The organism is Pseudomonas sp. S2_H10, from assembly GCF_054668285.1.
The window spans coordinates 3,553,064-3,566,005 of sequence record NZ_CP162754.1 but is presented as its reverse complement, the minus strand read 5'-3'; the positions used below and the strand labels follow the sequence as shown (position 1 = coordinate 3,566,005).

The 12,942-nt window shown below is 60.3% G+C and carries 7 protein-coding genes; all 7 read right to left on the bottom strand.

Translation table 11 applies throughout. The features are described 5' to 3' along the window. Window positions 1-4 precede the first annotated feature (4 nt). Complete coding sequence (locus tag AB4O16_RS16015) at window positions 5-4,609, bottom strand: dermonecrotic toxin domain-containing protein (RefSeq protein ID WP_460155299.1); 4,605 nt, start codon at window positions 4,607-4,609, stop codon at window positions 5-7. Between the two features lie 157 nt (window positions 4,610-4,766). Then, entirely contained in the window at window positions 4,767-5,867 is a 1,101-nt protein-coding gene (locus tag AB4O16_RS16010; protein WP_160388629.1) for a polyamine ABC transporter substrate-binding protein, read from the bottom strand. 15 nt (window positions 5,868-5,882) lie between these two features. Further along, window positions 5,883-6,911: a histone deacetylase family protein gene (locus AB4O16_RS16005; RefSeq protein WP_160388630.1), complete on the bottom strand. Its 1,029-nt coding sequence runs from the start codon at window positions 6,909-6,911 to the stop codon at window positions 5,883-5,885. Between the two features lie 240 nt (window positions 6,912-7,151). Then, window positions 7,152-8,150 carry an AraC family transcriptional regulator gene (locus AB4O16_RS16000; RefSeq protein ID WP_160388631.1) on the bottom strand — a complete coding sequence of 333 codons (999 nt, stop codon included), beginning with the start codon at window positions 8,148-8,150 and terminating at the stop codon, window positions 7,152-7,154. A 162-nt stretch (window positions 8,151-8,312) separates the two neighbouring features. After that, window positions 8,313-9,317, bottom strand: coding sequence for an asparaginase (locus tag AB4O16_RS15995; protein WP_460155298.1), 1,005 nt, complete (start codon window positions 9,315-9,317; stop codon window positions 8,313-8,315). A 100-nt stretch (window positions 9,318-9,417) separates the two neighbouring features. Further along, window positions 9,418-10,869 carry an alanine/glycine:cation symporter family protein gene (locus AB4O16_RS15990; protein ID WP_160388633.1) on the bottom strand — a complete coding sequence of 484 codons (1,452 nt, stop codon included), beginning with the start codon at window positions 10,867-10,869 and terminating at the stop codon, window positions 9,418-9,420. 476 nt (window positions 10,870-11,345) lie between these two features. Continuing rightward, window positions 11,346-12,770 (bottom strand): aspartate ammonia-lyase, encoded by a 1,425-nt coding sequence (aspA, locus tag AB4O16_RS15985; RefSeq protein WP_008045549.1) that lies wholly within the window; start codon window positions 12,768-12,770, stop codon window positions 11,346-11,348. Window positions 12,771-12,942 lie beyond the last annotated feature (172 nt).

Genomic DNA, 12,942 nt, shown 5'->3' with positions numbered 1-12,942 from the left:
CGGTTCAGGCTTGAGTGAAGAACAACTCGCGCGCCAGTTGCGGGCTGATTTCGCTGCGATAAATAGCGATCACTTGCGAGTTGGTCGTGGCCGCGCGCGGGTCGAATGCACCTGCCAACAGCCGTTGTTCATGCAGTTTCAAATGGGCGGCGGTGAATGCGTCGGCGGGCGCATCCAGGCTGGTGTAATGGAAGTGGGCGTACCACAGTGTTTTCTGGGTACGGCGCTCGCGAATTTCATACTCTTGCAGGTAGTCCTTGCGCGGGCCCTTCAGGCGCCGTCGCTTGGCATTGTTCACAATGTCGATTTCGTCCTTGCTCAACAGCCATTGGACGCGGGCCGCAGTTGGTGGTTGGGCTTTGGTCATTTCGATGCGTATCCGGTTACCTTCGGCGTACAGTCGCTCGCGTGCCTCGTTCAGTTCCTTGGTCAAGGTTGACGCGGTACCCGACGGGCCGTCGGTTGTGTTCGAGCGCAATACGGCTTGTTCCAGGGAGCGGGCCGCTTGGCTAAGTTGATCGGCTTTGTGCTGGAACAACTCTTCGATTTCCACCGGGATACGGCCTGGCTTTTTCGCGTTTGCTTCGGTTTGCCGGATGAAGTTTTCCAGGTCATCGAGCATCGTCCGGCCGTGGGCGATTTGCTCGGTGAGTGCCGGTGGTGGAGCTTGCGGTCGGCGACGTCTGACCGGTACCCGTTCAAGCCACACGCCGGGTGTTTTTTCGTGAAAGGTGGCGATGACTTTGCCGGTCATGGGCGCACGCACCTCCAGCAGTACCGGCTCGCCTGGCGCCGAAGGACGAACTTCGCCAACGACCGTGCCATTGAATCGCGTCTTGACTACCCGTTTGCGCGACGCTGGCGCTGGCCTCGAAGGCCCGGGGCGAGGCTCTTGGGGCAGTTGCTCGCGCAGCAACTGAGCAAGGTAGGCCTCGGTATCTTGCTGGAACTCGCCGACTCGCGAGCGCAGATGCTTGAACGGTTGCTCCAGCACCGCGTCGTTGTGGCTGACCGTGAAGTCTTCGAAGGACTGATCGATCGTGGCAAATTGTTCGAGAATGCCATTGAGCGCCTCGATACGTTCCTTTGCGATCCACGTGCTGCCTTCCAGCATCAGCTCCTGGGAGGTCTGGATTACCAGGTCGGTCGTGTCGAGCAGGCGTGTCAGTTCGTTTCCGGCTTCGGTCAGCGGGACGCTATCACCTTCTTTGAGACATACGTCGCGAGCCAGCATGACCTGCAGTGCTTTGAGGTCGTTAGGGGTAAATGCCGGCAGTTTTGCCTTGTAGGTGCTGGCTATTTCGGCAGCACCTCTACCCAGTCGACTCAGCAACTGGAAACGTGATTGCGCAAACTCGATTTTGCCGATCACACCCTCGGCCAGGTCGACCATTTTTTGATAGGTCGCACGGTCACCGGCTGCACCAGCCGTTTCTTCAGCCTCAAGCAGGGTCAAGGTCTCCTGCATGGTTTGTCTGAAAGCCGGATTTTTTTGATCGAGCCATGTCTGGTTGTAGTACAGCTGGTTGCCCAGCATGTCGGCCATGTCACTGCGGTAACTGGAAACCGTGTCGAGCAGGTTCAACGAGTTCAGTTGCTCGATTGGGGCGGCATAGTCGCTGGTGCGCTGGTCGAGTTTTTCCAGAAACACCTGCTGCAACCCGGGCAACGTTTGGTCGGAGGCAGTTTTCAACTGGTTGTAGGCGTCCTTCAGCTCTTTGCCTGCGCTTTCGCTTTGGTCGTTGAAGTCCTTCAGTTGCTTCTTGAGTTCGGTGATGCGCTGACGGTTTTGCTGCTTCAGCGCTTTGCGCCGGGCCGACAAACCACCGCCACGCAAGCGCAAGCGGGTGTCGACGAACCATCCACCGCGCTGATTGCGGATCAGTGCAGGGCCATGACCTTTGGACTCGGGTCTTGAATCGATGATCGACACTTCACCGGTTTCTTCGACGGTTACTTCGAACCAGCGCTCGCCGACTGGCGCGTAGTAGCTTTTTTCGTACCGATAGAGGTGTTGGTGGATGCCGGCTGCGCTTTCGGGAGATGTGAGACTTTCGGGTTTGGTGATCGCGAAGCGATCCAGGGTTTTGCTCAGGTTCAGGACGGTATCGGTTGCGACTGAAATGCGGTGCTGTGTGGTCGAGGGCTCGCCGACGATGTCAGGCAGTTGAACCAGGGTCAACGGTGTCGCGACCGGCTTTTTCGCAACCTCTACCGTTGGCGTTGTCGGGCTCTGCTCCCGAATTGCGCGGGACGTTGGACGGCGTGTGCTGGCGTGATGGGCGAGCACCATGGCCAGGGTCAGCAACAGATCGGTCATGGCGGTTTTGCGTTGTTCGGAGTTGCCTTCCTCGCTCGCGTCGAGGGTCTGCTGCAGATCATCAAGTACCTGCCAGATCCAGGCTGCCGTCCCGACAGTTCGGCCCAGAAAGGGCAATGCCGCACTGAGGATCTTCCAGGCAGCCTGCTTGAAAGTCGCCCAGCGATTTTCCGCGTTGGACACCGATTGCCGTTGCGCCAATTCGACTAGCGCATTGACGTTGGCCTTGAACAGGTTGGCGAGGTAATCCGTAGCGAGGACCCGAGTGCCCAAGGTCAGCGGGCCGCTCATTTGCAGGGAGGTCAGTGGGTCGGCCAGCAGTTGCGAAACACTCCAGACCGAAGGCAGGTCCCCGGTGAATACGTAGTTGGCGTAATTGGCGCGAACCCCGTCGGGCAGCCAGGCGAGCACGGATTCGCGCAGCCTTGGAGAGTGCCGAATGGCATAGATCAGGTTGGCCGGCGTCGGGTATTGGCTCAAGGGCTGGTCGAGCAGTGGCCGATAGAGCAGGCACGGTCCTTTGTCCATTTGCCGGGGCCCGATCACGAACATGTTGCTCACTTCATCCGTGGAGGCTCCCGTACGCCAGGTGGGAGTGAATGCCAGCGGGCGAATGACGATTTCCTGTCCGTCGACCCAGCGTTTGGCGTCGAGGATCTGCACCACGGCAGCGACATAGCGATAGCCCAATTCGTCAATTGCGCCCTGAGTGCGGATTTTTTGCTGCAAGGCCAGCAGTGGCAGCTCGACGCGTAAGCGGCTGGTGAACAGGTTCTGACGGCGCAGGCTTTCAAGAGGATCGTCCAGCAGTTTGCTTTTGATCAGCTTCGGATAGGTTTGGCCGATATTGACCCTGACGATCAACGCTTCCAGGTAGCTGACCGTCAACCATGCTGGCAGCGCTGTAGCGCTGGTGCTGCGTACGGATTTATTGCCCTGCGGCAGGGCGATCAGGTTTTGCAGCGCCAGATCGACCAGGCTCAAGGTGGTGCGCTCCGGCCCCACGGGTGGCGCAAAGCTGCCCCAGACTACGACGCTGTCGATCACGATCTCGATGTCCGCGAACTGTAGATCTTTGGCTTCGGGATGCTCGGAGAGCATGTCCTTGCGCAGTTGCTCCAGAGCGAATTCGCGGATCGGTTTGATACCGTCCTGGAATGACTGCCCGGCGTTTTGATTCTGTACACCCGCCAGATCCATCAGATGACGGCTGTAGGCGCTGAGATCGCCTGATGAAGCGCTGGCCATCCAGTCTGGCAGTGCCTGCTCGACCAGGTTGAAGCGCGAGGGCGCCTGATTGTCAGATGGATCGAGCTCGTTCGTGGTGCGACTGATGTGTGGGGCGAGGTCGGGATTTGCCTCTTCGCGAATGTTTGCCAGCGCGGCAATCGAGTCCGCTTGCAGGGCGATCAGGGTGCACGCCAGATGGTCGAAAAAATTGTCCTCGGGCTCAATCAGGCGCCATTGCAAGGTGTTCCCGGGTATTTGGCCATTGGTATACGCCTGCAAGGATTCGCCCAATTCCTGCAACGACTCGTAGGTCTGGAAGCCATGGGTAATGGTGTGGCTGACGATCAACGTGCGGCTGCCCAGGGTCCCGATCAGGACGGCCATGTCCAGGGTGTTGAGGTGGGCCGAGACCCCCTCATTCTTGTAGTCCAGGTCGATCAGGCAAGCGCGGGACCGAAAGCGGTCGTGCGTCTTGCGTTTGCTTTTGTCCGGGTAGGTGAACAGGTTGCGGGCCATCTCGCATTGCTCGTTCTCCCAGTTCGGGTTGGTTTCGATGTCCCACAGTTCACGCAGCGAGTGGGACAACGCCTTCCAGCGTGGGGTCGAGGGGGTGGTGAGCCGGTTCCAGTAGTCGACCTGCTGCTCTTGAAATGCATCGAACAACAGCGGCGCCAACTCATTGAGCAAACGCCCGATGGCTTCGATGCTGACGGGCAACTGCGCCGGTGTCGGCTCCAGTGGTTGCAGGGTGAGGTAATGCTCGCCCTCCAGGTAAATCATCGGTGTTTGCGCAATGCCGTGACGTACCAAGGCATCGGTCAGTGATTCAAAGTGTCGTGGTCCGGCGACGACGCGCTGCTCGCGTAGTGTCCAGATCGGTGTGACCACCATCGCCAGGCGGGGGTCGATAGACAGCTGCGGATATAGCGTTTTCAGCGCCGGTTGCAGCGCATGGGTGGCGACTTCCCTGATCGATGGCCCCGCTACCAATTGGGTGAGCAGGGCGTCTTGATCGGCGGGGAGTTCGGGCAATTCGGGGGGGCTGGATACTTCGGTCATGGTCACTTCCTTTGTGAGGCGACACCGTTGAAGATTCGGTACGCGATTCGTTGCAAGGTAGTGACGGGCAGGACGACGTTGGCGGTAAATAAATATTGCGGGCAAAAAAAGACCTGCGTAAACGCAGGTCCTGGTGACGGCGGGAACGGGACGGGTGTCAGGTACCGGACTTGATCTTGGTCCAGGCCCGTGTCCGTGCACGTTCGGCATCGCGCGGCAGCGGTTGCAGGGTGTAGAGCGTGCTCATCGCCGTGTCGGTCGGGTACAGGTTCGGGTTGTTGCGGATCGCCGGGTCGACCAGTTCCGTGGCGTCCTTGTTCGGGTTCGGGTAACCGACGAAGTCACTGACCGGTGCAATCACCTGCGGTTGCAGCAGGTAGTTGATGAAGGTGTAGGCGTCTTCGGTGTTTTTCGCCCCCTTCGGAATCGCCAGCATGTCGAACCAGATCGGCGCACCTTCCTTCGGTAAACGCATGTCGACAACCACACCGTTCTTGGCTTCCTTGGCGCGGTTGGCGGCTTGCGAGAAGCTGCCGGAATAACCGACCGCGACGCAGATGTCACCGTTGGCGATGTCGGCCATGTACTTCGAGGAATGGAAATAGGTCACGTACGGGCGGATCTTCATCAACAACGCTTCAGCCTTGTCGTAGTCCGCAGGCTTCTTGCTGTTGGGGTCCAGGCCGAGATGTTGCAAGGCCAGCGGCAGGATTTCCGAGGGCGAGTCGAGCAGGGCGACGCCGCACTGCTTGAGCTTGCTGATGTTCTCTTCCTTGAAGATCAAATCCCAGCTGTCTACCGGCGCATCGGCACCGAGGGCGGCCTTGACCTTGTCCGGGTTGAAGCCGATCAGGATGGTGCCGTACATGTAGGGCACGGCGAATTTGTTGCCCGGGTCGTTGGCCTCGATCAGCTTCATCAGCTTGGGATCGAGGTGGTTCCAGTTCGGCAACTTGCTGCGGTCCAGGGGCTGGAATACGCCAGCTTCGATCTGCTTGGCGAGGAACACGTTGGATGGCACCACGACGTCGTAGCCGGAGTTGCCGGTCAACAACTTGGCCTCCAGCGCTTCGTTGGTGTCGAAGATGTCGTAGACCAGTTTGGTCTGGGTGTTCTGCGCCTTGAAGTCTTCCAGGGCCTTTGGGGTGATGTAGTCGAACCAGTTGTAAACGCGCAACGTTCGTTCTTCGGCGTGGGCGGCAACGCTGAGCACCGAGGCGCACAGCGCAGGCACGATAAAACGCTTAAGACTTTTCATGTGTCTACTTCCTCATCAAGCGCTTTCGAAACCTTCGAGAACGTTCACGGCGTTGATGCCGATTTCTTCGACAGCATAGCCGCCTTCCATGACGAACAGCGTCGGTACGCCGAGACCCGCGATGCGCTTGCCCATGGCCAGGTAATCCGGGCTGTCGAGTTTGAATTGCGAGATCGGATCGTCCTTGAAGGTGTCGACGCCCAGGGACACGACGACGATGTCGGCGCCGTAGCTTTCAATCTCTTTGCAGGCCTGTTCCAGCGCTGCACTCCAAGTCTCCCAGCCAGAACCTGCGGCCAACGGATAGTTGAAGTTGAAGCCTTCACCGGCGCCTTCGCCCAGCTCATCGTCGTAGCCGAGGAAGAACGGGAACTCGGCTTCCGGATGACCGTGGATCGAGGTGAACAGCACGTCGCTGCGCTCGTAGAAAATCGATTGGGTGCCGTTGCCGTGGTGGTAGTCGACGTCGAGGATCGCGACCTTCCTGTGGCCCTGATCGAGGAATGCCTGGGCAGCGATGGCGGCGTTGTTGAGGTAGCAATAACCGCCCATCAAGTCGCCGGCGGCGTGGTGTCCCGGTGGTCGGCACAGGGCGAAGGCACTGCGAGCGCCGCGCTGGATTTCAGCTTGGGCGGTCAACGCAACTTGTGCTGCGCTGTACGCCGCCTGCCAGGTGCCGGCGGTGATCGGCGCGCCGCCGTCGAAACTGTAATAGCCGAGCTGGCCATGCAGGCTGGTGGGTTTGATGCGGCGCAGGGTGCGGGCCGGCCAGGTGTAAGGCAGCAGGTCACCGTCGGTGTTGAACTCGGTCCAGCGGGCCCAGGCGCCTTTGAAGAAGTCGAGATAGTCGCGGCTGTGAATGCGCTCGATCGGCCCGAGACCGAAATCCTTCGGCGCTTCGACGGGGCCCAGGTTCTGTTTTTGCACCCGTGAAAGCACGTGGTCGGCACGCGAAGGCATTTCGAAGCAGGGCTTGAGTTGCCCGTCTATCAATTCGCAACGGCCGTGGTGCAGGTGGTGATCGTCAGAGTAGATCGTCAGCATTTGTTGTTCTCCGCAGGGCTGATTCGGTTGCCTCCAGTGTTGCGGTGCACGGCGAATCGGAGAACGGCAGGAAAGGCCAAAAGGGGATCGATATGGCCAAAACATCTGACCGAAATTCGCCCCTTGTTAACGCTGAACAGCCCTTTGTAGGAGCCGGCTTGCTGGCGAAAGCGGTATTTCGACCGAAACAGGTGCATCGGATGTACCGGCCTCATCGCTGGCAAGCCAGCTCCCACAAGGTTATCCGTGAGGCCGGAATTGGCTGGGCGCCACTCCACTCCAGCGCACAAACGCATGCCGAAAACTTGCTGTTTCACTGAAACCCAACGCCTCGGCAATCTGATAGATCGGCAGTTGATCTTCGCAGAGCATTTGCTTGGCCTGCTCGAAGCGCAGTTCGTCGAGCAGCTCCTGGTAGCTGCAGCCCATGTCCTTGAGATGCCGGCGCAAGGTCCGCGCCGAACAATTCATCTGCTCGGCCAGGCCCTCCAGCCCTGGCGCGGCATTCAATTGCGCGCTGAGCAACTGCCGGATTCGCCCCAGCCAGGCCTGGCGCCCGGTGAACTCAAGGTTCTGCTTGCGGCAACGCTCGGCCATGGCTTGATGGGTAATCGCATCAGCGAGCGGCAACGGTTGATCGAGCCAGCGCCTGTCGAAGGCGAAGGCATTGTTCGGTGCGCCGAAGTGCAGCGGGCAGTCGAAGTGTTGCGCGTAGCTCGCTTCGTAGTCGGGCGCGGCATGCTCGAAGCGTGCGCCGAGCAAGGGCAGGGGATGGCCGAGCAGATCGTCACAGGTGACTTTCAGCGACACCAGGCAGAATTCGGCATTGAACACCGCCATGGACGGGCTCTCGCGGTAATCGGCGGCGGCGAACCAGACCCGCTCGCCATCGTCCTCCAGGCTCAGCTCGAAAAGTGTTCCCAGCAGCGCCGGATAACGCATCGCCAGCCGCAAAGCGTCACCGAAGGTGGCACTGGTGAGCAGGGCGTAACCGAGCATGCCGTAGCAGGAAACGTGCATCCGCCGGCCCAGCTCCAGGCCGATATCGCGCTTGAGCGCGACGGCGTTGGCGCAGACCTGCATCTCTTGATTGGTGGTGATGCGCGTGTCGGCGCGGTTCAGATCCGCCGCACTGATGCCGCTGCCGGCCAGCAGTGCTTCGCTGGACAAGCCGTCGGCCTTGAAGGCGTTGAGCACCAGAGAAACAGCGTTGAGCGTGGTGAGGTGGGAGTGGAGCATGAGGACTTCCAGCCTTGGGATAGCTGGAATGCAGCAAGTTATATGCCGGACGAGGGACCTGTAGGAGCGGGCTTGCCCGCGATAGCGGTGTGTCATTCACATCAATGTCGGATGTGCAGACGTATTCGCGGGCAAGCCCGCTCCTACAGGGGGTGTGTGTTGTCAGCTCAATTCGCCACACAGGTCGAGCTCGATCAGACGTCGAACCTCGGAGGTTTCAAGCCCCGCACCCAGCAACCCATGCAACTTGCCGAACGCCGCCTCGCGGGTCATGCCGCCTCCGGACAACACGCCCACACTGCGCAAGCGACTGCCGGCTTCGTAAACGTCCAGTTCAACCCCGCCTTCATGGCATTGCGTGACTGCCACCACCACCACACCCTTGTCCCGCGCACGGCCAAGGCTGGCGAGAAAATCGGGGTTATCGCTCGGGCCGGTGCCACTGCCATAACACTCCAGCACCAGACCCTGAATGCCGCTGTCGAGCAGGCCATCAACGATTGCGGCACTGATACCTGGAAACAGCGGCAGCACCGCGACATTCGCCAATTGTCTAGGTTGGTTGTAATTCAGTTGCGTTGGCGTCGAAGTCGCCTTCACGCCACCGCCCTGACGCACCAGGCGCTTGAACGGATGCCGACCGAAGCTGCGCACCTTCGCGCAACGGGTGGGGTCCAGCAGTTCGCCGTGGAAGTACAAATGCACACCCGGTGCCAGTCCTTGGCCCAGGGCAACCAGTGCACCGCCAAGGTTTTCCCAGGCATCGCTGTCGGTCACGCCGGCCGGCAGCATCGAACCGGTAAAACACACGCGGGCATGCAGCCCCAACAGTTGAAAACTCATGGCCGCCGCGCTGTAGGCCAGGGTGTCGGTGCCGTGCAGGATCAGCACACTGTCGCAGCCCTGAACATCCACCGCGTCGACCACCGCTTCGCGCAGTTGCTGCCAATATGTCGGGGTCATGTTGGCGCTGTCGATCAGCGGCGACATCTCGCGGAAGCGCCACTGCGGCACCACCAGTTCGGGTTGGCTGTTCAGGTATTCGCGCATCCGCGCTTCGAAACCGGATGCCGGGGCCAGGCCATTGGCGCTGGCCTGCATGCCGATGGTGCCGCCGGTGTAGAGCACCATGACGTGCTGGGCGGCAGGGTAGGTCGGGGCATTCATGGGCGGTTCTCCAAAAAACTATGACGGCTTGTGTCCGAGCATGACGCCGGTTGCAAGTTGTGTCACGCCGGGCGCAGGGGATGCGCCCGGTTTTTACCGATCAGCGTTGCGCTGCGGTCACGCCCGCCGGGGCAGCTTCAGCCTTGGCGGCTGGTGCTGGCGGGTTCGCCGGCCAGGCTTTCAGGTCCAGATCCAGATCCGGGAATTTGCTCGAATCGAATACCGGTGTGGTGATGCCAGCGGCGCGCTGGTCATCGTAGTCACGCAGGATGCGCATGCCGACCTTGAACAGCAGGAACAGCGCGATCAGGTTGACGAACGCAAGCATGGTCATGGTGATGTCGGCAAAGGCGAACACGGTGCCCAGGTTTTCGATGGCGCCCCAGAAAATCAGCACCAGTACCAGCGCGCGATAGCCCATCAACGCCTTGCGGTTTTCACCGATCAAAAAGCGCAGGTTGTTCTCGCCCAGGTAGTAGTTGTAGAGGATCGAGGTGAACACGAACAACGCCAGGGCCACGGAGATGAACATCCGGCCCCAGTCACCGACCACGGCGGCCAGCGAGTTCTGGGTCAGGGCAATGCCGTCGCCTTCGAAGCCCGGGGTGTAGAAGCCGGAGAGCAGGATCAGCAGCGCGGTGCAGGTGCAGATCACGAAGGTGTCGAGGAACACGCTGAACGCCTGCACCACACCTTGTGCCACCGGGTGCTCGACCGACGCTACGGCCGCCACGTTCGGCGCACTGCCCAGGCCGGCTTCGTTGGCGAACACGCCACGCTTCACGCCCATGACGATGGCGCTGCCGATCAGGCCGCCGAAGGCCTGGTCCAGACCGAAGGCGCTCTTGACGATGGTCATCAGCATGCCCGGCACATGGTCGAACTGCAGCACGATCACGTAGAGGGTCACGCCGATGTACACCAGGGTTTTCACCGGTACCAACAGGTCGGCGACCTTGGCGATGCGCTTGATCCCGCCGATGAACACCAGGCCCAGCAACACGGCCAGGCCGATGCCGGTGTAGGTGGTGTCGAGGCCAAACGCATTGTTCAGCGAGTGCGTCACGGCGTGGGCTTGCAGGCCGTTGAAGGCGAAGCCGAACGTCACCAGCAACAGGAACGCCATCAGCATGCCCAACCAGCGTTTTTGCAGGCCGTGCTGGATGTAATAGGACGGACCGCCACGGAATTGGCCTTCGGAATCGCAGCGCTTGTAGAGCTGACCGAGGGAGCATTCGAAGAAGCTGCTGGACATGCCGACCAGCGCGGTCACCCACATCCAGAACACAGCCCCGGGCCCGCCGAGGGTCACGGCGATGCCGACCCCGGCAATGTTGCCCGCGCCGACGCGGCCGGCAAGGCTTAGCATCAGGGCCTGGAACGAGCTGAGTTGCCCGGCGCTGCTCTTGAGGCTGTCGCGGAACACCGCGAACATGTGGAAGAAGTGACGCAATTGAACGAAACGCGAGCGGATCGTGAAGTAGCTACCGAGCCCGACAATGAGCACGATCAGTACTTTCCCTGAGAGGAAGTCGTTGATGACTTCGAGCATGGATTATTCCTCGCTGTTTTTTGTTTAGGCAACAATGCTGGCCGGACAGACACATCGAGTTACACCCCTTGGCGCACGGCACAATGGGCGGTTCGAAGTACGTCCCGGTTTCATATCGCGGGTTTGTTATTAGTTCGGGTTTCGCATGGGTTGTGGCCTCGCTACCGACGACCGCTCATGCGAAGAGGGGCGGCACTATACCCATGACAGTGCCGTCCGTCTGCACACTTGTGGTGCAAGCGCCGATTCTATCGACGCCAGTCTCTTGTAGGAGCCGGCTTGCTGGCGATGCAGGCGCCGCGGTTTCGCAGGAAAACCGAGTTATCGTTTATCGCCAGCAAGCCGGCTCCTACAGATTCTGTGTTGTCGAAAAACAGTTAAAAAAAAGGGCCTGGAGAATGATCTCCAAGCCCTCAAAAGGTGAGAGGTGTCTAGTCCCTCGACCTGGTGAGCGGTGCTACAGGTAGCGCGTCGGGTCAGGCCTTCAGAGGCACCAGACGGGGAGCAATCATGTTTTCCGGGCGCAGGATGTCGGCGAGCATGGCTTCGTCGAGCAGACCTTCTTCGCGCACCAGTTCCAGCACGCCGCGGCCACTTTCAAGAGCGAGGCCGGCAATGCGGGTGGCATTTTTGTAGCCGATGTACGGGTTCAGCGCGGTGACCAGGCCGATCGAGTGCTCGACCAGTTCACGGCAGCGTGCTTCGTTGGCGGTAATGCCGACGATGCAGTGCTCGCGCAGCATGTCCATGGCGCGTTGCAGCAGGCGGATCGAGTCGAAGATCTTGAAGGCGATCAGCGGCTCCATCACGTTCAGTTGCAGCTGGCCGCCTTCGGCTGCCATGGTCAGCGCCAGGTCGTTACCGATGACCTGGAAGGCCACCTGGTTAACGGCTTCCGGGATAACCGGGTTGACCTTGCCAGGCATGATCGAGCTGCCAGGCTGACGTGCCGGCAGGTTGATCTCGTTGATGCCGGTGCGTGGACCGCTGGACAGCAGGCGCAGGTCGTTGCAGATCTTCGACAGCTTGACCGCGGTGCGCTTGAGCATGCCGGAGAACAGCACGAAGGCGCCCATGTCGGATGTGGCTTCGATCAGGTCGGCCGCCGGAACCAGCGGTTGACCGCTGATCAGCGCCAGGCGCTGTACAGCCAGGGCCTGATAGCGCGGGTCGGCGTTGATGCCGGTGCCGATCGCGGTGCCGCCCAGGTTCACTTCAGTCAGCAGTTCCGGGGCCAGCGTCTTCAGACGGGCCAGGTCTTCGCCCATGGTGGTGGCGAAAGCGCGGAATTCCTGACCCAGGGTCATCGGCACGGCGTCTTGCAACTGGGTACGACCCATCTTCAGGACGTGGTTGAATTCCTGGCCCTTGGCCGCGAACGCCTGAATCAGGCTGTCGAGGCTGGCGAGCAGGGCGTCGTGACCGAGCAGCAGGCCCAGACGGATCGCCGTCGGGTAGGCGTCGTTGGTCGACTGCGCCATGTTCACGTCGTCGTTCGGGTGCAGGTACTGGTATTCGCCTTTCTGGTGACCCATGGCCTCCAGTGCGATGTTGGCGATGACTTCGTTGGCATTCATGTTGGTCGAAGTGCCAGCGCCGCCTTGAATCATGTCCACCACGAACTCTTCGTGGAAGTCGCCGCGGATCAGACGTGCACAGGCTTCGCTGATGGCAGCGTGCTTGGCTTCGCTCAGGTGACCCAGCTCACGGTTGGCGTCAGCAGCGGCCTGTTTAACCATGGCCAGGCCGACAACCAGTTTCGGGTAGTGCGAAATCGGAACGCCCGAAAGGCGGAAGTTGTTCACCGCTCGCAGGGTCTGGATGCCGTAATACGCTTGAGCCGGTACTTCGAGGGCGCCAAGCAGGTCGTTTTCTGTGCGGAATGATGCAGCGGAGGACATGATGGAAATCATCTCAATATGGACCCGGTCTGTGCCGGAACGCTGTGAATGCTAGGCTTGTGCGAATTTTTGGGCCAATGCTGTTAAACACTAGGCTATGCACATTCGGCATAATGCTCGTGTGACGCCGGCTTGACGGCGAGCGTGTGACCTAAATTGGTGCGTGTCCGGG